The organism is Binatus sp. (SeqCode) (assembly GCF_049584895.1).
Taxonomy (GTDB): Bacteria; Desulfobacterota; Binatia; order Binatales; family Binataceae; genus Binatus.
Genome location: NZ_JBAUYR010000043.1, coordinates 62,410 through 81,383, shown reverse-complemented (window position 1 = coordinate 81,383; position 18,974 = coordinate 62,410). Strand labels below are relative to the sequence as shown.

The 18,974-nt window shown below is 59.9% G+C and carries 19 protein-coding genes and 1 tRNA gene; 12 read left to right on the top strand and 8 right to left on the bottom strand.

Going from position 1 to position 18,974, the window contains the following annotated elements; all coding sequences use genetic code 11:
- Nucleotides 1-122 precede the first annotated feature (122 nt).
- Nucleotides 123-1,673 (bottom strand): glycosyltransferase family 39 protein, encoded by a 1,551-nt coding sequence (locus tag WB650_RS09125; RefSeq protein WP_422304201.1) that lies wholly within the window; start codon nucleotides 1,671-1,673, stop codon nucleotides 123-125.
- On the opposite strand from WB650_RS09125, the gene WB650_RS09120 reads away from it, so the two are divergent.
- Nucleotides 1,655-3,427 carry a glycosyltransferase family 39 protein gene (locus WB650_RS09120; protein ID WP_422304202.1) on the top strand — a complete coding sequence of 591 codons (1,773 nt, stop codon included), beginning with the start codon at nucleotides 1,655-1,657 and terminating at the stop codon, nucleotides 3,425-3,427. The two genes, WB650_RS09125 and WB650_RS09120, sit on opposite strands and share 19 nt — an antisense overlap.
- Nucleotides 3,428-3,555: 128 nt before the next feature.
- Here the strand turns inward: WB650_RS09120 and WB650_RS09115 are convergent, their stop codons facing one another.
- On the bottom strand, nucleotides 3,556-4,965 hold the full coding sequence (locus WB650_RS09115) for an APC family permease (RefSeq protein ID WP_422304203.1): 1,410 nt from the start codon (nucleotides 4,963-4,965) through the stop codon (nucleotides 3,556-3,558).
- Nucleotides 4,966-5,194: 229 nt separating this feature from the next.
- On the opposite strand from WB650_RS09115, the gene WB650_RS09110 reads away from it, so the two are divergent.
- Genes WB650_RS09110 through WB650_RS09075 form a run of 8 tightly spaced genes read left to right on the top strand, consistent with a single transcriptional unit; the run spans nucleotide 5,195 to nucleotide 14,050 of the window.
- Complete coding sequence (locus tag WB650_RS09110) at nucleotides 5,195-6,964, top strand: tetratricopeptide repeat protein (RefSeq protein ID WP_423960221.1); 1,770 nt, start codon at nucleotides 5,195-5,197, stop codon at nucleotides 6,962-6,964.
- Nucleotides 6,942-7,838, top strand: a complete 897-nt coding sequence (locus tag WB650_RS09105; protein ID WP_423960219.1) for a hypothetical protein — start codon at nucleotides 6,942-6,944, stop codon at nucleotides 7,836-7,838. Before WB650_RS09110 ends, WB650_RS09105 begins: the two co-directional genes overlap by 23 nt.
- Entirely contained in the window at nucleotides 7,810-9,552 is a 1,743-nt protein-coding gene (locus WB650_RS09100; protein WP_423960218.1) for an ABC transporter substrate-binding protein, read from the top strand. The genes WB650_RS09105 and WB650_RS09100 overlap by 29 nt, the downstream gene beginning before the upstream one ends.
- Nucleotides 9,553-9,598: 46 nt before the next feature.
- Complete coding sequence (locus WB650_RS09095) at nucleotides 9,599-10,579, top strand: ABC transporter permease (protein ID WP_422306587.1); 981 nt, start codon at nucleotides 9,599-9,601, stop codon at nucleotides 10,577-10,579.
- 1 nt (nucleotide 10,580) lies between these two features.
- Complete coding sequence (locus tag WB650_RS09090; protein ID WP_422306589.1) at nucleotides 10,581-11,663, top strand: ABC transporter permease; 1,083 nt, start codon at nucleotides 10,581-10,583, stop codon at nucleotides 11,661-11,663.
- Nucleotides 11,664-11,682: 19 nt separating this feature from the next.
- Nucleotides 11,683-12,645, top strand: a complete 963-nt coding sequence (locus tag WB650_RS09085; protein WP_422306591.1) for an ABC transporter ATP-binding protein — start codon at nucleotides 11,683-11,685, stop codon at nucleotides 12,643-12,645.
- Nucleotides 12,623-13,645 carry an ABC transporter ATP-binding protein gene (locus WB650_RS09080; protein WP_422306593.1) on the top strand — a complete coding sequence of 341 codons (1,023 nt, stop codon included), beginning with the start codon at nucleotides 12,623-12,625 and terminating at the stop codon, nucleotides 13,643-13,645. Before WB650_RS09085 ends, WB650_RS09080 begins: the two co-directional genes overlap by 23 nt.
- Nucleotides 13,646-13,651: 6 nt before the next feature.
- Nucleotides 13,652-14,050: a bactofilin family protein gene (locus tag WB650_RS09075; RefSeq protein ID WP_422306595.1), complete on the top strand. Its 399-nt coding sequence runs from the start codon at nucleotides 13,652-13,654 to the stop codon at nucleotides 14,048-14,050.
- Nucleotides 14,051-14,070: 20 nt separating this feature from the next.
- Here WB650_RS09075 and rplS read toward each other — a convergent pair whose 3' ends face one another.
- Nucleotides 14,071-14,415 (bottom strand): 50S ribosomal protein L19, encoded by a 345-nt coding sequence (rplS, locus tag WB650_RS09070; protein ID WP_422306597.1) that lies wholly within the window; start codon nucleotides 14,413-14,415, stop codon nucleotides 14,071-14,073.
- A 57-nt stretch (nucleotides 14,416-14,472) separates the two neighbouring features.
- On the opposite strand from rplS, the gene WB650_RS09065 reads away from it, so the two are divergent.
- The 3 genes from WB650_RS09065 (at nucleotide 14,473) to WB650_RS09055 (ending at nucleotide 16,246) form a co-directional block, all read left to right on the top strand.
- Nucleotides 14,473-14,994, top strand: a complete 522-nt coding sequence (locus tag WB650_RS09065; protein WP_423960214.1) for an anthrone oxygenase family protein — start codon at nucleotides 14,473-14,475, stop codon at nucleotides 14,992-14,994.
- Nucleotides 14,995-15,653: 659 nt separating this feature from the next.
- Complete coding sequence (locus WB650_RS09060) at nucleotides 15,654-16,163, top strand: hypothetical protein (protein ID WP_422306601.1); 510 nt, start codon at nucleotides 15,654-15,656, stop codon at nucleotides 16,161-16,163.
- Nucleotides 16,164-16,169: 6 nt separating this feature from the next.
- A tRNA-Asn gene (locus WB650_RS09055) sits at nucleotides 16,170-16,246 on the top strand.
- Between the two features lie 304 nt (nucleotides 16,247-16,550).
- On the opposite strand, the gene WB650_RS09050 is transcribed toward WB650_RS09055, so the two are convergent.
- The 5 genes from WB650_RS09050 to rpsP form a co-directional block, all read right to left on the bottom strand.
- A complete protein-coding gene (locus WB650_RS09050) occupies nucleotides 16,551-17,108 on the bottom strand; it encodes an RNA methyltransferase (RefSeq protein ID WP_422306603.1) in 558 nt (185 codons plus the stop codon).
- Between the two features lie 3 nt (nucleotides 17,109-17,111).
- Nucleotides 17,112-17,798 (bottom strand): tRNA (guanosine(37)-N1)-methyltransferase TrmD, encoded by a 687-nt coding sequence (gene trmD, locus WB650_RS09045; RefSeq protein ID WP_422306605.1) that lies wholly within the window; start codon nucleotides 17,796-17,798, stop codon nucleotides 17,112-17,114.
- A 92-nt stretch (nucleotides 17,799-17,890) separates the two neighbouring features.
- Complete coding sequence (gene rimM / locus WB650_RS09040) at nucleotides 17,891-18,457, bottom strand: ribosome maturation factor RimM (protein WP_422306607.1); 567 nt, start codon at nucleotides 18,455-18,457, stop codon at nucleotides 17,891-17,893.
- Complete coding sequence (locus tag WB650_RS09035) at nucleotides 18,441-18,677, bottom strand: KH domain-containing protein (protein ID WP_331583736.1); 237 nt, start codon at nucleotides 18,675-18,677, stop codon at nucleotides 18,441-18,443. Before WB650_RS09035 ends, rimM begins: the two co-directional genes overlap by 17 nt.
- Before the next feature lie 27 nt (nucleotides 18,678-18,704).
- Nucleotides 18,705-18,959: a 30S ribosomal protein S16 gene (rpsP, locus tag WB650_RS09030; protein ID WP_422306609.1), complete on the bottom strand. Its 255-nt coding sequence runs from the start codon at nucleotides 18,957-18,959 to the stop codon at nucleotides 18,705-18,707.
- Nucleotides 18,960-18,974 lie beyond the last annotated feature (15 nt).

Here is an 18,974-nt window from a genome sequence, read left to right as displayed (position 1 = left end):
CACAGGCTTTAGCCTGTGATTTTCTGGTCCATGCAAATCCAGGAAAGAATCACAGGCTAAAGCCTGTGCCACCAAAAATCAGGAGCCTGAGAGCGAAAGGATGTCCTCAACATTTAGCGATTCTATTCATTGGGTGCAGGGGTCACGCTTGCCGGCGGCGCGGGGGTTCGGGTCCATAGGACGAAATGATCCGTTGTGAGAGTGGGGCGGAAGCCGTTGCTCGACAGGAAATCATCGGGGACCAGTACCAGCGGGAGCAGTTGGATCGGTGAATCGCTGATGACGGCGGAGACTTTTCCGCTGGCGATTGCGGCGCGCATCTGGTCGGTCCAGTAGTGACGCGTGTCCGAGATCAGCTGGAAGAAATCGGCCGTGCCGAGCCGGCGGCGCGCGGCGAAGAAGCCGTCGCGTTCGTATTCGGCTTTTGCTTCGCGATACACGCCGTAGGTTTCGGGATAGCGGATCAGTTCACGGCGGCCGGCCTCGAAGCAGATGAATGACGGCGCGATTACGTCTTCGTCAGGCTTGCTGGCGGCGCGCAGCGCGTCGGCGACCTGTGAGATTTCCGCGCGCGGCACAAAGCCGAATCCGTAGACGGCGCCATGCAGCCAGTTCTCGTTGATGATCGGCGAGATCCAGAGAATGCAAATCGCGATCAGCGCCGCGCCTCCAGCAAGTAGCGGCCATCGATCGGGCAACGTCCGGATCGCTTGCGCGAGAGCGATCGCGCCGACTCCCGCGACGATCGCGATGAAAGGTAGCGGCTCGAGGTAGTTGTGACCCCAAGCAGTCGGACTTATCACGCCGTAGAATGCGTACTCGGCGGCGACGATTGCCAGCACCAGGATCACGCCGCGATTGAAAATGCGATAGGCGAAGATTTGCCAGCATCCCAGTGCGAACAGCGGAACGAGAATGTCGAGAAGCATGCGCGGGTAGAGCGCGGTGTTGAGGCCGAGGTCGCGCCCTTTCAGGAAATGAAACACGAACGTCTGGAAGATGAACTCATTGCCATAGAATTGGTAGAGAATCGCGCTGAAGGCGGCGAGTGCGAGCATGAAGATTGCGCCCGAGATGATCGCGCTCGCGACTCGGCGGTATGCGACGGCGATAAACAGCAGCATCACGGGAAACGGAATCACGGCGGTCAGCTTGATCGCGCACGCGACGAAGAAGATTGCGGCGAGGATGGCGGCCTGGCGCATCGCGGGCATCGTATCGTCGAGCGTGACGATTGCGCCGAGCAGGATAAGCGGCGCGACGAAGCATTCGCGCTCGTAGGCGTGATAGCGAAAGACCAGCGAGCTGTAGGCGTACAGCATCGACGCGGCGATCGCGGTCGGACGGGCGGAGACACGGCGGGCGAGCGAATACGTCAGGATGCTGGTCGCGAAAATCGCGGCCTCGTTCAGGATTTCGATCGACAGATAGCTTGCGCCGAACAACTTGAGGTAACCTGCCGCGATCCATTCGAGCAGCGGCATATGCGGTTGAACGAAATCGAGGTACGGGCGCATCCCGACGCTCACGAGCCACGCGCTCTCGAGGTAGAAATCGTCCTCGACCCATATTTCGGGGTAGAGCATCCGCAGGATTCGCGGGATGAGGAGCACGACGATAAGCCACGCGCCGAGGCTCGCGGAGATGCGCCGCGATGAGTCGCGCGAAGTCATCGAAGGCGCCTGCCGTAGCCGAGGCTCACTATTCCGGAGCGCTGAGCAAAGTCGAAGCGGTGATCGTCGGGGCGATCGTTCTTCTCTTTAATGTGATGGTCCAGTGCTCCGGGTTTCGACGCGGAGTCGAGCTGATGCCGTGGCCGGATGGACTCGAGTATGCCGCGTCGGCGGTGAACCTCGCGAGGGGTCGCGGTGCGGTGCTGCATTTCGGTGGATATACTTACCCGTCGCGCTATACCGCGGGCTACCCGCTAATCCTGGAATTCTTCTGCCGCTCAAACAACGGACACTTTCTACAACTCGCTTTCCTGTCGACAATTATTGCGACTGTCTCGATCTTCAGCATTTTCATATTGGCGCGCCACCTATTCGGGCGCGCGGCCGCCGCAATTGCGGCGCTAGTGCTGGCACTGTCGCCGGTGTTCATCACGTATTCATTACTGGTCATGAGCGACGTGCCGACCTTATTCGTGACAATTTGCGCAGCGTCGATGCTGGTAGTTGCGGCGTCGGACTATGCGGGTCAATTGCAGAGCGCCCGATTAGCGGCGTGGCTGATGTTCGGACTCTTCGCCGGGTTCTCGACGATTATGCGGCCGACCAACGCAACGATTCTTGTCGGCCTCGGCCTGTGCGTCGTGATGGTGCCGTTTGAGAAACGCGAACTGTCGAGCCTGATCAAAGCGGGGGTCGCAGCGGCGATCGGATTCGCGATTCCGGTTGCGTGGCAGTTGCATCAGAACGCGATCAATCTCGGGAGCCCGTTTGCGAGCGGCTACGCGTGGTGGGTTCCCGAAGTTTATGGCGCTGGCGGTAGGACCTTCAGCATCGCGTACCTGTTCGGGCCGACGATGCCGCGAAATCCGCACGGCAATGTGATCGTGTATCTCACCACGCTGCTCGGCCTCGATGGGATGCTCGGCGATCGCGGCGACGCGCGATACTTCCTGTACCCGTTCGCGGCTGCGGTGTTCGCGATTGTCGGGTTCATCGCGATCTTTCGCAGCGGGACATCCGGGGCGCGACGGCTGATGTGGTTTGGGCTTGGATATCTCGGGGCGCTGACCGCGCTCTACTGTTTCTATTTGTTCACCGACGTGGCGTTCATCCTGCCGGGGGCGTTCATACTGTTCCTCGCGGCGGGGGCGGGCGCGGCACTCGCGAATCGATGGATGCGCGACGCGATCCGCGATCGAAGCCGCAGCAATCGCCAACTGGCCGGAGTGGCCAGCGTGATCGTGCTCGATGTGCTGCTGATCGTTTCTCTGACAACGGAGGCAGTCGCGCGATTGAGCGCACCACCTCAATCGTCGTTGATGGTTGAGTCGCTGCAGTCGATCGACGCGAGCCTTCCGCGGGACGCGACAATCATCAGTAACATCTCGCTGCAATTTCTTGATTTGTATCTCGGAGAGTCGCGGAGCTATGTCGGGCTTAATTCGATGGATCCGGGCGAACGCTTCACCGACTACCACCTGCATCGCTTGTACGAAAAACGCGCGGCGGGATGGACCGGCCCGTTGCCAGCAGTCGCATTCGACGGCGACCAGATGTCGGCGGCGGAAGCCGATTCGCTCGCATCGACGCTCGAGGCGAAGACGCCGGTCTTGCTTCTAATCGCTGCACCAGAATCGCAACAGTACGCGGACGTCCTAAAGAGCGAGTTCGATCAGCTGCAGGCCAAATTCACCATCGATCCTGTCTCCCAGAACGAAGCAGTCGCCCTGTATCGCCTGTCCGCGCGCAAGTAGCGTTTTTACCGCCCCGCGGGAGAGGTCGGACGTGAGTCCGCGAGCGTCGGGTGAGGGCGCTGGCATCGAGCTGAATGCGAGCGCTCTCACCCGCGCCGGAGGCGCGTCCTCTCCGGGGGGGAGAGGTATCACGCGGTGATGCTCGTCGGCGGCGGATCGATCGCAAGCGGGCCGCCGTAGCGGCGGTGGGTGATTGAGTAGGCGGGCCACACGAAGGCACCCAGCATGATCGCCAGGATGAAATCTCTCTTTGCTACGCCGGCTGAGATCGCCAATCCGAAAGTTGCGGCCCAGGTCAGGATGGGAAGCGTTACGATCAGCGCGAGACCGATGCGGCCGCCGCTGATTGTGAAAATCCCGGTGCGATCCGGCATCAGTTTCCGCAAGCGCAGCAGTGCGAACAGCTCGAGCGCCAGCGCAGCCATATAGAAGAAGACGTCGAGCACTACCAGTGCGACAAATCCGACAGGGACCAGAATCGTGAAGACGATGCAGCAGAGCAGGATCGATTTGCCCGGCGTTGCGGTGGTGGACCAGAGTTGGGCGAGCGGCGGTGACAGGTAGCCCTCGCGCGCCAGCACGAACGGCATCCGCGAGACCCACAGCATCGCGGCTTCGAATACTGCAAACGACATCACGGCGCCCCCCACCGCCAGCGCGGCGCCAAGCGCGCGTCCGCCAATTGCGCTGCCGACGTGCGAGAACGATCCTGTGCCCCAATCGGCGGCGGTGGTGGCGCCGGAGACCGAGACTGCGAGCGGGAGCACGTAGCCCGCGACGATTATCGGCATCGTGATCAGAATCGCGCGCAGATAGTTGCGCCGCGGATTTTCAATTTCCGCGGACACGACGCTCAGGTTTTCCCATCCGCTGAAATTCCAAATCACCACCGTCAATCCTGCCGCAAGCGCGCCCCACGGGTCCGCACCGAACAGCGGCGGTGTCGGCATCGTGAAGTGCACGAGCCGCGGAAGCCCAACCATCACCAGTATCGCGAACGGCGAGACGAGGATCGCAGCGAGTATTATCGACGCCATCCCGACCGGCCTGACGCCGAGAAAATTAAGCCCTCCCGCCAGCCATACCAGCGCGATGCCGATAGCGATTTGCTCAACCGGTCCCAGTGGCAGGATGAACGAAAGGTAGCCGGCGAAGAGTACAGGATAAATCGCCATGTCGACGGCGGTGTATAAAATTGTCAAGTAGGCCTCGGCGAATCCCGCGAACGGGCCGAGCGCTTCCTTGACCCAGAAGTAAAATCCCCCCTCGACCGGCATCAGCGCCGTCAGCTCGGCCGCCATCAGGGCGGTCGGCAGGCTGAGCGTGATTGGCACAACGATGCATAGCAGGAGCGTCAGCCGCGGCCCGGCCATCCGCACCGCATCCTCGAGGCCGTACGCGCCACCGCTGACGACCAGGTACATCACGCATATCAGCGGAATCAGGCCGAGCTTGCGCGGCGATCGTAGCGTACGTGCCAGCGGGCCTGTCCCCGGGGGTGTTGCGGGATGCGGGGTTTCGGTGCTGAGATGCTGCAATTGAGAGGCGGCTCCTGCGCCCTGCCTAGCCGAGGCGGTGCGCGGTGGCAAGCAGGCTTAAATCGAACGAGTCTTGCACTGTCGCATCTGGTACCGGATTTCTTGTATTGTTGAAGATGCGCAAAGGTTCGCGATCGTCTGAAGGGAGCCGATACACCTCTGCGCTCACAATCGATATAGTGTGGTGCGAGCCCCAATTGAGAAGCTCTCCCGGGAATTGTTTTTAGCGATGATTTGTTTCAGCACACGCGCGATAATCGCGCTCGGCGTTGCGTCGGTTGCGTTTCTGGGTTGTACGTCAATCACATCTGCGAAGCCTGAGCTCATCCGCAGCGCGAGCGTCGGCGGGGATAATCCCTTCGGCGGCGCGCCGGCCGTGGATGTGCCTTCGGATGCGCGGGCGATGAGCGCGTTCTTACGGGCCGAGGTCGCGATGAACGACGGCGACCGCGAGGTCGCCCTCACTAACTACGCCGAGGCGGTCCAGTACGATCCCACCAACGCCGCCCTCAAGGTTCGGCTGGCGACGCTCTACGTCCGCGACGGGCGTCTGAAGGAAGCGCTCGCGCAAGTGAACCAGGCGCTGGCGATCAATCCCGACTCCGCCGACGCGCGTCTGCTCGGCGCGGGTATCAGCTCGGCGCTTGGTGACGACGCCACTGCGGAAAAAGATTATCGCGAGGTGCTGCGCCTCAATCCCAAGAACCAGGAAGCATATCTGTATCTCGGCACGCTCTACGCCAAGCGCGGCGACTACGGCGAGGCTGAGAAAACATTCGAGGAGCTGATCAAGCTCGATCCGAATTCGTTCCTTGGCTACTACTACGCCGGCAAGGTGATGGTGGCCTCGAAGAATTACACCGAAGCCGAAAAATATTATCAGAAGGCGCTCGACCTCAATCCCCAGTCGGAGCTGGTCCTGCTTGATTTTGCCCTACTGCGCGAACGGCAGGAGCGTACCCAGGACGCGCTGGTTTATTACAACAAGATCACGCAAATCAATCCGAACAACGAGCTGGTTCGCAAGCGCAAGGCTGAAATTCTGGTCGGCCAGAAGAAATATAACGAAGCGCTTGATGAGTTGAAGCGGGCCGAGCAGGTCGAGACCAATCCCGCCGACACGCGCACGAAAATCGGCCTGCTCTACGTCGAGCAGGGCAACTTCGACGACGCCGCGACCGAGTTCAACCTCGTGCTCGGCTCCGAGCCCAACAACTACCGCGTCCATTACTACCTCGGCACCGTTTACACCGAGCTTTCCGAGAACGACAAGGCGATCAGCGAGTTCAACAAGATCCCCACTGACAACGAGCATTACGTCGAGTCGCGCCTGCAGCTCGCGTATCTCTACGACAAGCAGAACAAGTACGACGAGGCCCTCGGCGCATTGAAAGATGCGCTCTCCAAGAAGCCCAACGACCCCGAGATCATCGGCTTCATGGTCGGCGTCTACCAGGAAAAGAAAGATTACCCGGCGGCGATCGAGCTCGCGCGCAAGATGGTCGCGGCCGATCCCAAGAGTGACAAGTTCCACTTCACGCTCGGCGCGGCGCTCGATCAGAACAAGCAGCGCGACGAAGGCATGGCCGAGATGAAGAAGGCGATCGATCTGAATCCCGCCAACGCGCAGGCGCTCAACTACCTCGGCTACAGTTACGCCGAGCAGGGCACCAATCTCATCGAGGCCGAAAAGCTAATCAAGCGCGCGCTCGATATCGAGCCCGAAGACGGATTTTACGTCGACAGTCTCGGATGGGTTTACTATCAGAAGGGCGACTACAAAAAGGCGGTCGAGGAGCTGGAGAAGGCAGTCAATCTTACCGGCAGCGATCCCACTATCACCGAGCATCTTGGCGACGCGTATCGCAAGCTCGGCAAGACCAAGGAAGCCGGCCACGAGTACACTGACGCGCTGAAGAAGGCGCAGGAGACAGACCAGGTCGCACGCCTCAAGGATAAAATCCAGGTCCTCCAGAATGCCGCCAGCGCGGGCCACTGAACGGGCGCGCCGACGAAGACGAAAATCTCTTTCGTTCGCGGCGCTCGCATCGATACTCCTGATGGCGATGGTCGAAACTTCCGGCTGCGTGATCGTCAAGACTCCGCCGATCCCACAAAACCCGGCGCCAATCTCCGGACAGGACGAGACCAAATTTCAGGCTCAGAAGATGCTCGTGGGGCTGGTCGATCGCGACCGCAGGCTCGCATCGGTGCAGAGTCCGGCCGTGATGGAATACACCGCCGGCGCTCAGCACCTGAAGGCAAAAGAGGAAATCGTCGCAAAGCGCCCCGGTAATCTGCGGGTCGAGGCGATGTCGCCGTTCGGCGTCGCCTTGCTGCTCGCGGCGCAGGGTCCGGACCTCACAATCTTCGAGCCGTCTCAAAATCGCTTCATGCGCGGAACGGCTAATGCCGACACCCTTTACAAGTACGTGCGAATCCCGATGGCGCCGAATGACGCGGTCGGTCTGCTGATGGGATTCGCGCCGCCCGCGTTCGATCTCGGCAACAACCCCGAAACGGTGTCGAAGGACGGCGACATGATCGTCGCGACTTTCGGCAGGAGCGCCTCGGGGACGCATCAGCTAGGATTTTCCGACGGCAACCTCGCGATGGTGCGCGAGACCGGCGCCGACGGCCGCGTCAGCTACGAGGTGCGCTACAGCGACTATCATGATATCGGCGGCTTGATGTTCCCCTACGTCGTCGACGCCACTTTTCCGGAAGCCGGCAGTCACGTGACGTTTCGCTATCTCCGGCCGATCGTCAATGGAGTCATCCCCGATTCGACCTTCGTGCTAACACCGGCTCCGGGAGCCACCATGATGAACCTGAGCCGCTACCATGCCGGCACCTTCTCAAATGAAAGCTGACAGCCGGCGCAACCGGATTTTATCGATCATCACCTGCGCGATTGCGTTCTCGTCGCTCGCGATTTTCGCGGGATGCCGCGTCAATCGCCCCGGAAACGAGCACGAGAAGGATCAAATCCTCTACACCGTGGTTGGCAGCGATCCGCGCACCTTCAATCCGATCCTGATAACCGACGCCAGCTCGGGTCAACTCACCAGCGATCTGTTCGAGAGTCTGCTCCGCCTCAATCCCGTCACTACCCTGCCGGAAGCTGGACTGGCCGAGAAATGGGACGTCGCGCCCGACAGCAAGTCGATCACGTTTCATCTCCGCCACGATGTAAAATGGTTTGACGGCCAGCCGATGACCGCGCACGACGTCCTCTTCACGCTCGACGTCATTTACGATCCGAAGGTGCCGAACAGCATCCGTCCCGCGATTACCATCGACCATCAGCGCATCGCCGCCGAGGCGCCCGACGATTACACCGTCGTTATGCATCTGCCGAAGCCGTTTGCGCCGCTGCTCTATTCAATCGGCATCCCGGTTATGCCCGCACACATCCTCGAGCCGATATGGAAGGCGGGGAATTACAATCACACCTGGGGCATCGACACTTCGCCGGACCAGCTCATTGGCAACGGCCCGTATCACATGACGCATTACACGCAGGGCCAGGTCGTTCAGTATGAGCGCAACGAAAACTATTGGATGAAGGACGAGCATGGCGGTCAGTTGCCGCGACTCCATGGGCAGACGGTGACCATCGTGCCCGACCAGAACGCCGAGTATCTGCGTTATCTGTCGGGGCAAATCGACACCTATAGTCCTCGCGCCGAGGAAGTTTACCCGCTCGAGCAGAAGGTAAAGAACCACGAACTCGACATCACCGTGCAAAAAATCGGAGTCGATACCGGATCGCTATTTTTCAGCTTCAACCGCAATGCGCGACATTTCACCAAAGACGGCGTCACCAATCCGAAGCTCAATTGGTTCACCGACCTTAAGTTCCTGCAGGCCATGGCGCACATGGTCGACAAGAAATCGATGATCGATCTTGTCTTTCATGGACTCGGCGAGCCGGCCGTTGCGGATATCTCGCCCGAGAACAAAATTTTTCACAATCCCAATCTCAAGGACTACGACTACGATCCAAAACTCGCCGCCGACCTGCTCGAGTCAGCCGGCTATCATCTCGTAAACGGCGTGCGCACCGATCCCAAGGGCAACCGCCTCGAATTCGATCTCACCACCAACACCGGCAACCCCGAGCGCAACGAGATGTGCACCATCTACAAGCAGGACCTCGAACACCTCGGCATCAAGGTGAACTACCGGCCGCTCGAATTCACCACCCTCGTCGACAAGCTCGATTCGTCCTTCGATTGGGATTGCATATTGATGGGATTCACCGGCGGCGTCGAACCCAACGACGGCGCGAATTTCTATCGCTCATCGGGCAACCTGCATATCTGGAATCCGAATCAGCCCACGCCCGCGACCCCGTGGGAAGCTGAGATCGACACCCTGCTCGATCAAGGCCCATCCGAGATGGATCCCAACAAGCGCGCGCCGTATTACTGGAAGATTCAGCAAATCCTGCACGACCAGCTCCCGATAATCGAGACGGTGCGCGGGCAACGTTACGCGTCGTGGAAAAACTCTCTGAAGAACTATCAGCCTAAAGTTTGGGGCCTCTACAAGCCCGAATGGATGGAATTCAAAGCCGACTGAACATCCGGCAGCCAGCGCACGTCGAAATAACAGGCACCATCACACGATGACCCGCTTCCTGATTCGTCGCCTGCTCAACATGATCCCGTTGATTCTCGGGATCACCTTCATTTCGTTTCTCGCGATGTCGCTGGTGCCCGGCGACTTCGTCTCCAATCTCAAGCTCAACCCGACTATCACGCCCGAAGTGATTCATCAGCTAGAGGCGCAGTTCGGCCTCGATCAGCCGCTGATGGTTCGCTACTTCAAGTGGCTGTGGGGCGTGCTCCATCTCAACTTCGGCTTTTCGCTCCAGTACCGCGTGAGCGTCACCGGCCTTATCGCGACTCGCGCCGTCAATACCATCATTCTGGCCGCGAGCAGCATGCTTTTGTCGTGGCTGATCGCGATCCCGATCGGAATTGTCGTCGCGGTGAATCAGAACTCGATCTGGGATCGCTTTCTTTCGTTCCTCGCGTTTTTCGGGATGTCGGTGCCGAGCTTTTTTCTTGCCTTCCTTGCGATGTACTTCGCGCTCAAAACCGGATGGTTTCCGATCGGCGGCACCTACTCAGCCGACTACGCGACCCTCGATCCGATGAGCCAGGTCGCCGATCGCGTCAACCATCTCATCCTGCCGGTCTTCGTGCTCGGCATCTCGGGCACCGCCGGCCTGATGCGCCTGATGCGCTCGCAAATTCTCGAAATAAAAAATTCTGAATTTGTTCGCACCGCGCGCGCCAAGGGACTCTCCGAGCGCGTCGTCATCTACAAGCACGTGCTCCGCAACGCGATGAACCCCTTCGTCACGATGGCGGGATATTCGCTCGGCGACCTCCTCGGCGGCGCTGCCCTGGTTGAGGCCGTGATGAACCTGCAAGGGCTCGGCCTGCTGATGCTCGACGCCGTCCGCTCGCTCGACATCTATCTCGTTATGGGCTCGGTGCTGATGGGCACGATCCTGCTGCTGGTCGGCAACCTGCTCGCTGATATCGCGCTGGTCGCCGTCGATCCGCGCGTCGACTTTTCATCGGTGACGGCTGAGTAGCATGAACGCAGTCCCTGCATTGCAAGCGAATCTCCAGGGCGCCGCGGTATCCGCGCGCAAGCCCTCGAGCCTCGCGCGTGAATGGCGTCTCGCATCGCGCACGATCCGCTTCTCCACGATCTGCCTCATATTCTTCTACCTGCTCGCCGCCGCGTCGCCGTTTTTCGCTAGCTACGATCCGGCTTATCAGAACCGCGAGATGCCCGATTGCCCGCCGATGTCGCTTCACCTGAGCACGCCGTCGGAATGGTCGCGCAGCCTCTTCTATACGCACCCGATGCACATGCAGGACACGAGTGCGCGCATCTTCGCCCCCGACAATTCCCAACGCCTCGACATTCACCTGTTCTCGCACGGCCACTTGTTCACCACTGACAGCGAGAACGAGCCGTACTTCATGCTCGGCAGCGACGGCCTCGGGCGCGACCTCTACTCGCGCATCGTCTATGGCTCGCGCGTCAGCATGTGCGTCGGCTTGATCGGCGTGCTGATCAGTTTCTCGCTCGGCATCACGGTCGGCGCGCTCTCAGGCTACATCGGCGGCACGGTCGACTTTCTGATCATGCGATGGTCCGAGATCGAGATGTCGCTGCCGTCATTTTATTTCCTGCTCGCGCTAGCTGCGGTGATTCCATCGGGCCTGAGCGCAGTCACGACGTTTTTCATGATCGTCGCGATCATGAGCTTCATCAGCTGGGCCGGCTTCGCGCGAATCATCCGCGGGATGGCGTCCTCGGTCCGCTCGCGTCCGTATGTCGAGGCGGCGCGCGCGCTCGGCGCGTCGCGATGGCGCATCATCACCCGCCACATCATCCCGTCCGTGATGGGCTACGCAATCGTCGCCGCCACGCTATCGATCCCCGGGTTCATCCTCGGCGAAAGCGCGCTATCTCTCCTCGGCTTGGGAATCCAGGAACCCGCCGCCAGCTGGGGCAACCTGCTGGCCCAAGCGCAGGACGTCCAAAACCTCGCGCGCTACCCGTGGATATTGATTCCCGGCATTTTCATCTTCCTCGCAGTGATGTCCTTCAACTTCCTCGGCGACCACCTCCGCGACCGCCTCGATCCCGCCAACGCAGGATGATCTGATACGCTGAACTCACGTGAAACCCCTCCTCGAAGTTAAATCGTTGCGCACCTCGTTCTTCACGGACGCGGGAGAGGTGCGCGCGGTTGACGGTGTTAGTTTTTCTGTCGCGCCGGGGAAGCTTTTGGGAATCGTCGGCGAGTCGGGATCGGGCAAGACCGCGAGCGTGCTTTCGATCATGCGGCTGCTGCCCGAGTCGGCGCGAATTGTCGGCGGCGAAGTAATTTTCGAAGATCAGGATCTGCTGAAGCTCAGCGAACCCGAGATGCGCCACGTCCGCGGCGCGCGGATCGCGATGATCTTCCAGGAGCCGATGACCTCGCTGAACCCGGTCTTCACTATCGGCAGCCAGATCGGCGAGGCCGTCCGCCTGCATCAGCACACCAATCGCGCCGAGACCCGCAATCGCACTATAGAGGCGCTCCGTATGGTCGGGATTGCCGACCCCGAGCGGCGCATCGACGACTATCCGCATCAACTGTCCGGCGGGATGCGCCAGCGCGTGATGATTGCGATGGCGCTGTCGTGCAATCCGCGCCTGCTCATCGCCGACGAGCCGACCACCGCGCTCGACGTTACGATTCAGGCGCAAATTCTCGATCTAATTCGCGAGTTGCAGGTGCGCCTCGGCCTCGCCGTGATTCTCGTGACGCACGATCTCGGAATTGTTTCCGAGTATGCCGACGACGTGACGATCCTCTACGCCGCGCGCGTGATGGAGCAGGCGCCGAGCGCCGAGCTTTTCCGAAATCCGCTCAATCCGTACACGCGCGGATTGCTCGAGTCGATTCCCGGCATCGACGGCAGCCGGCACCATCGCTTGCAGGCGATCCCTGGTTCGATTCCGAGCTCGTTGAATCCGCCGGCCGGTTGTAGATTCCATCCGCGATGCCCCCGCGCAATTCCTAAATGCTCCGAGGTCGATCCACCGCTCGAAAACAAGGCTCCCAACCACTATGTCGCCTGCATCCGCGCCTAGTCCCATCGCGTCCGCCGGAAGTGCTTCGTCGGCGCTGGTTCGCGTCGTGAATCTCAGCAAGGAATTTCCGGCGGGATCGACCGGAATTGTCGGTGGAACAAAACTTTCGATAAAAGCGGTGGCGGGCGTCGACCTCGAAATTCAGGCCGGCGAAACGTTGGGCCTGGTCGGAGAATCCGGCTCAGGCAAATCGACGCTTGGGCGGCTGATTCTGAAACTGCTCGAGCCGACCCACGGCGCCGTATATTTCGACGGCCGCGATCTCTCGACGCTTGGCCGCGCCGAGCTTCGCACGCTGCGCCAGCAGATGCAGCTGGTGTTCCAGGATCCGTACGCGTCGTTGAATCCGCGGATGCGCGTGCGCTCGATCGTCGGCGAGGGAATCGAGATCCACAAACTCGCGCGCGGCGCGGAAAAGGAACGGCGCATCGCGGAGCTGCTCGCGATGGTCGGGATGAGCGCCGATGCGATGGATCGTTTGCCGCACGAGTTCTCGGGCGGACAGCGCCAGCGAATCGGAATCGCGCGGGCGCTCGCGGTGAACCCGCGCTTCCTGGTCCTCGACGAGCCGGTCTCCGCACTCGACGTTTCGATCCAGGCGCAGATAATCAACCTGCTGCAGGACCTGCAGGAGAAGCTGAAGCTAACCTACCTGTTTATCGCGCATGACTTGCGGGTGGTAGAACACATCAGCAATCGCGTAGCCATCATGTACCTCGGCAAGATTGTCGAAATCGCGTCGCGCGATGAGATCTATTTGAACCCGCGGCATCCCTACACGCGCGCACTCCTGTCAGCCATTCCGACAATCGACACCGCGCACAAGCCCGAGCGCATCAAACTTCCCGGCGAAATGCCGAGTCCGATGAATCCTCCCCCCGGCTGCGCCTTCCATCCGCGATGTCCTTATGCGAAAGATGTCTGTGCAAATGTCGAACCCAAATTGGAGACCGGGCGCGGTGGCCACGCGGTAGCGTGTCACGTATTCCCGGCCCCGTAGTACCGCATGGAATCAAGAGAGATACCGCAGGATGCAGGCGCGGCGTGGGCCGAATCGCGAACGCGCGTGGCAGTCGGCCGCAACGTCAATGTCTCAGGCAAACTGATCTTTCACGAAGCGGTCAGAATCGAGGGCCGCTTCCGCGGCGAGGTTCGCTCGGTCGAGTTGGTCGTCGTCGGCGAAGAAGGAATGATCGAGGGCAAGGTCTCTGCGCCGCGACTGCTCATAATGGGTGAACTACACGGCGACCTCGTCGGATGCGATCGCGTGGTGCTTGGACCGCATGCCAAGGTCTTCGGTAATATCGAGGCGCGCAGTCTGACGGTGTCCGAAGGCGCCTACCTCGACGGCAACGTACGCATGTCGCAACTCGTCGATCTGACGCCAGACGCTATCGACAGATAATCGAAAGACTGACTCGTCGCTCAGGTCGCGACGTCGAGCCTGGCCGCTTTGCCCGACAGTCCGCGCAGATAGTAGAGGCGGGCGCGGCGTACGCGGTTTCGCGTGAGCACTTGCAGCTTGTCGATTCGCGGCGAATGCATCGGGAATATTCGCTCGACCCCGACGCCGTACGAAACCTTGCGCACGGTGAAGGTCGCGCGGTTGGCGCCGCGATTTATTTTGATCACGATGCCTTCGAACGACTGGATGCGCTCCTTCTCGCCTTCGACGACTTTGACGTGAACGCGAACCGAGTCGCCGACGCGGAATTCAGGCAGGTCCTTGCGCAGGCCCCGCTCTTCGAGCTTCTGGATAACGGTGTTCATGGGAAAAAAGACCTCGAGTCGAGCCAGTAAATTTATCCAAATGCGGGCGCGCACTCAATGGGTGCGACGATTTGGCGATCCGGCTGGCTCCGGGGCAAAACAACCAACCCACTGGAGTCTGTCTCCATGACCCTTCACCTTCTCGCCGTACTAGCGCTTGGACTGATGTGCGGCAGTGAATTAAACGTGGCGGCGTTCGCGCATCCGATGCTCAACCGGCAGCCACTCGAAGTACACGTCCGGATGCGCGCATCGTTGGCGGCATTGTTCGGCCGTGTGATGCCGTTCTGGATGGCCGGCTCCGCGCTGCTGAATCTTCTATTGTTGCTACCCTTCGAGCATTTGAACGATTCCGCATGGCGCTTAGCTGCGGTCGCTTTCGCAATCCAGGCCTTGGCGGTCGTGTTTTCGCTCGTCGGTCCGGTGCCCATCAACAACAGGATCATAAAATGGACGCCGGAATCCCTTCCTGAAGACTGGCAAAAGCAGGAGGATCGCTGGGATCAGTACCATTGGTGGCGAACGTGCGGGCTGATTGCAGCGTTCGCGATTCTTGTTCTCAGCGTCAGAGCACCTTAGCGAGTATTAATTCGATCGCGGCGAGTTTCACTGCGTCCAGGTGGTTCGAATTTGACGAGATTCCATTCGGGCGATCCGCACATGCGCCGCTTCATCGCGAAGCTGCGCGCGCGATCGGAATGACTTGGTGCTGCGCTCTTCCCCTCTCCCGACGGGGGCTTTGCCCCAATAGCCGCTCGTAACGCATCTTTTTGGTGACAGCCGTCTGATTTTTGAGGCGTTATCCGGTTAGTAACTCCGACCTGTCTTCCGTAATTGTATATACAATTACGGACGTGACCATCCAAGGTTTTGCTGTGCTTGAGTTCCTCCGTGCTCGTTACGCGCAGCGACCGGCAGCCAGTCATCCAAGTCCGCGCCCAATTTGATAAATTTTGGTTCCTGTTCCGTCGCATCCGCTTTATTGCCAGCGTCTTTATCGACAGGCCAAGATACGCGGCAGCCGGTTCGACATTCATTCGCCTGTCATCAAAAATCTTAATGTTTTTAGCCATTTATCGTTAACGCCGCGCATGTAATACATGATTGCTACTGCCGGATATCGACTGTATTTGGACGTACTGTCTTGCAGCGTCTTGCATTACACGGCTATTTCTGGCCAGAATCCACAAGAACTTAACAGGTAGTGCCCAGAAAGCGCGTTGTACGTAGGTAGTCCAATGGACCCATGGGAAAGCAAAAGTTTTGGCGGTACGGTTGGTCGAAGAACCGACAGCGTCACGGTTCGACTGGAGCCGCGACTCCGTTATCTCGCTGACTTGGCGGCACGAATTCAACGGAGAACGCTGTCGGCGTTCATCGAAGACGCAATCTCCAACTCGCTTGGAATGATGATCCTTAAGGATAGCGACCCAACGAAGATGCATTCCCTGAAAGATGCGAATGAATTGTGGGACGTATTCGAACCAGACCGTTTCGTCAAACTGGCACTCTATCGGCCCGAACTCTTGAATCACCATGAGCAAATCCTCTGGAAGCTGATTCGAGAGACTGATGTGGTCTGGAGAATGTACTGGGACAATGGAGAATATCATCGGACGACAATAGACGAGGATCACGTTATTTGGAGAGAGCTGCGCGCGTATTGGGAGACATTCAACAAAATCGCGCGCGGTGAGAAGCCCGTCAGTGAACTTCCCACCAAAAGTGCATTTAACGAGGGTGAATAGATCGGCGGGGGTATAGCTCAGGGGTTGAGAGCACTCGGCTGTTAACCGAGATGTCGCGGGTTCAAGACCCGCTACCCCCGCCAAATCCTGATTGAGATATAGCGTTGTTGCGTCGGCGGATTCAACGGGCCGATTTTGGCCTGTCCCGAGATGGTTGTGCTCATCTTCAAGATTTTGGTCCCGGCTCGGCGTTATGCAAGACCCTTTGCCCAGGACCGATTTGTATTGGCCCCCGCGTGCTTTCGGAGCAGAAGCGAAATCTTGAATCGCGCGCGAACAATGCGCGCTGAACAAGGTCCCTCACCTTGAATCCTCTCCCAGCGGGAGAGGGGAAGAGCGCCGCACCGAGTTGTGCAAAGGTCCCGCCTGATAGAGAGAGGATGGGAATTACTTGCCGCGGAGGCGGTCTAAAATAATTCCGGCGGCGGAGCGAACTGACAGATGATTGTAGTCGCCGGGGCCGATTATCGGCGCGAGTATGATGTCGGCGCGTTGTGCGACCTCGGGGGACATTCCGAATCCTGTCCCTAGCAGGATCATCATCGGCGGGGCGTCTGGAGCCTCTAGGCGCGCGCGCAAATCGGCGTAACTGGTGCCGCCTTCGGTGCGGGCGGAGGTGTGTACGATTAGCGGCCGCCTGCCGGAAATTCGCGAGGCCTCGGCGATCGCGTCGTCGAGCTCCGGGACGATCTGCACGCGCTCGAGTGCCTCGCGACGGCGCGAATCGTGCGCGCGGCCGAAGTCGAAGCGCCAGTGATCGATCACGCTCGCGGCGAATTTTCGCTGCTCGGGAATCGGATGAACGATGAACGTAGCCAGCACGTCGTAGGTTCGCGAGGCGCGCGCGATGTCGTGAATGTCGAGGCTGGTGATCGCCGACGTTACGATCTCCCCGTTGCGATTGACGACCGGGTGGTGAATCAGCGCTACGAAGAGGTCGGACACATTTCAAAACTTGCGGCGCTCGAGCAGGTCGGGACGCCGCCGCGCGGTGCGCCGCTTTGCTTCGGCCTCTCGCCATGCGCGAATCTTGCCGTGGTCGCCGCTGAGCAGGATCTCCGGCACCGTCATCCCGCGAAACTCTTCAGGCCGCGTATATTGCGGATACTCGAGCATCCCGGCGGCGAACGACTCTTCGTCGAGCGACGCGGGATTGCCAAGCACGCCCGGAATCATCCTGCCAACCGCCTCGATCACCGCCATCGCGGGGATTTCGCCGCCGCTAAGGACGTAGTCGCCGATTGAGATTTCCTGATCGACCAGCGAGCGCACGCGCTCGTCGATTCCTTCGTAGCGGCCCGCGATGATCATCAGGCCTGGCGGGCGCTTGGCGAGGTCGCGCGCCATCGAGTTGTCGAACACTTCTCCTTGCGGCGTCATCAGGATGCGCCACAGCCCAGGATGCTGCGCGTCGACCGCGTCGATAGCGGCGGCGATCGGTTCGGGCCGCATCACCATCCCACTGCCGCCGCCGTATGGAGCGTCATCGACTTGCCGATAGTTTCCGAGGCCATGCTCGCGCAGCGGATGTGCCTTGATTGCGATCAGTCCTTGATCGACCGCGCGTCCGATCATGCCGCCGCGAAACGGCGACTCGAACATCTCGGGGAACAGGGTGATGACGTGAAATTCCATCGCAGCAGTTCAAGCCTATCCGGGAGCCGGTCGCGGAGCCATAAGGTGACGATCCGGCTCCACCTTTCCACTTGGAAAAAGGGATCAGACATTCAGTCGAGCAGGCCGGGAATCGGCTCGATCGTAATGCGCCGCCCCGCGAGGTCCATCGACTTGACGACGTCTTCAATGACCGGGACCAGCACTTCGCGCTCGCTGTCGCGCACCACCCAGATGTCCTGTGCGCCGTTGGAGAAAACTTCCTCGATTGCGCCGAGGCGAGTGCCGTCTGTCAGAAAAACCTCGCATCCAATCGCTTCGTAATAGTAGAACTCGCCCGGCTTGGCGGGGGGGACGTCTTCATTTGCGAGCATCACGATCGCGCCCTTGAGCGCCTCGGCCGCGTCGATGTCCGCGATGCCCTCGAGCGTGATTCGATCGGTGGTCTGGTTGAGCGGCGTCACTCCAGTAAGGCGGAACTCGCGTGATTCTCCGGAACGTTCCAGGAAAATCCGCTTGACCTGTTGCAATATGTCGGAATCGGGGTTGTCGGGACGGAATCGCAGCGCGCCCTTCAATCCGTGGGCGCCGCTTATGCGGCCGACGCGCAGCATCGACGCTGGAGAGTGAATCGGATCATCGCGCAGACGGACTTCCGCGCGATCACCGGTCCTCGACAATCTCGAGGACGACCTTACGATTGGTGCGCGATGCGACTGCGTTCAGGATCGTGCGGATCGACTTTGCGGTCCGCCCCTGTTTGCCGATGACGCGTCCCAAATCTTCCTTCGCGACCCGCAGTTCAAGTACCGAGGCGGTATCGCCCTGGGTCTCCTTCACGTCCACCGCGTTAGCGTCGTTAACAAGTTGTTGTGCGAGGAATACGACGAGCTCCTTCATAGGCTGGCTCCGTTGCAGCGGGTCGCATCAGGCGGAGACCGTTGCTGTTTCGGCCCGTTTAATAAGCTTTCTTACCGTGTCGCTGGGCTTTGCGCCAGCCTTCAGCCACTGGTCGGCCACTTCCTTTTTTATCGTGACGCGCGGCGGATCGAAAGCCGGATCGTAGGTCCCGACCTGGGCGACGAAGCGTCCGTCGCGGGGCGATCGCGAGTCCGCCACCACGATGCGGTAAAAAGGTTTCTTTCGTGCGCCATGCCGGCGCAATCGGATTACAAGTCCCATTCAGTTCTCCTGTTA

What these genes read in the sequence shown, in the direction of transcription:
- WB650_RS09120 (WP_422304202.1), top strand. Translation starts at nt 1,655, where the DNA reads ATGAGTCGCGCGAAGTCATCGAAGGCGCCTGCCGTAGCCGAGGCTCAC.
- WB650_RS09125 (WP_422304201.1), bottom strand. Translation starts at nt 1,673, where the DNA reads ATGACTTCGCGCGACTCATCGCGGCGCATCTCCGCGAGCCTCGGCGCG.
- WB650_RS09110 (WP_423960221.1), top strand. Translation starts at nt 5,195, where the DNA reads ATGATTTGTTTCAGCACACGCGCGATAATCGCGCTCGGCGTTGCGTCG.
- WB650_RS09105 (WP_423960219.1), top strand. Translation starts at nt 6,942, where the DNA reads ATGCCGCCAGCGCGGGCCACTGAACGGGCGCGCCGACGAAGACGAAAA.
- WB650_RS09100 (WP_423960218.1), top strand. Translation starts at nt 7,810, where the DNA reads ATGCCGGCACCTTCTCAAATGAAAGCTGACAGCCGGCGCAACCGGATT.
- WB650_RS09095 (WP_422306587.1), top strand. Translation starts at nt 9,599, where the DNA reads ATGACCCGCTTCCTGATTCGTCGCCTGCTCAACATGATCCCGTTGATT.
- WB650_RS09090 (WP_422306589.1), top strand. Translation starts at nt 10,581, where the DNA reads ATGAACGCAGTCCCTGCATTGCAAGCGAATCTCCAGGGCGCCGCGGTA.
- WB650_RS09080 (WP_422306593.1), top strand. Translation starts at nt 12,623, where the DNA reads ATGTCGCCTGCATCCGCGCCTAGTCCCATCGCGTCCGCCGGAAGTGCT.
- WB650_RS09075 (WP_422306595.1), top strand. Translation starts at nt 13,652, where the DNA reads ATGGAATCAAGAGAGATACCGCAGGATGCAGGCGCGGCGTGGGCCGAA.
- rplS (WP_422306597.1), bottom strand. Translation starts at nt 14,415, where the DNA reads ATGAACACCGTTATCCAGAAGCTCGAAGAGCGGGGCCTGCGCAAGGAC.
- WB650_RS09065 (WP_423960214.1), top strand. Translation starts at nt 14,473, where the DNA reads ATGGGTGCGACGATTTGGCGATCCGGCTGGCTCCGGGGCAAAACAACC.
- WB650_RS09060 (WP_422306601.1), top strand. Translation starts at nt 15,654, where the DNA reads ATGGACCCATGGGAAAGCAAAAGTTTTGGCGGTACGGTTGGTCGAAGA.
- trmD (WP_422306605.1), bottom strand. Translation starts at nt 17,798, where the DNA reads ATGGAATTTCACGTCATCACCCTGTTCCCCGAGATGTTCGAGTCGCCG.
- WB650_RS09035 (WP_331583736.1), bottom strand. Translation starts at nt 18,677, where the DNA reads ATGAAGGAGCTCGTCGTATTCCTCGCACAACAACTTGTTAACGACGCT.
- rpsP (WP_422306609.1), bottom strand. Translation starts at nt 18,959, where the DNA reads ATGGGACTTGTAATCCGATTGCGCCGGCATGGCGCACGAAAGAAACCT.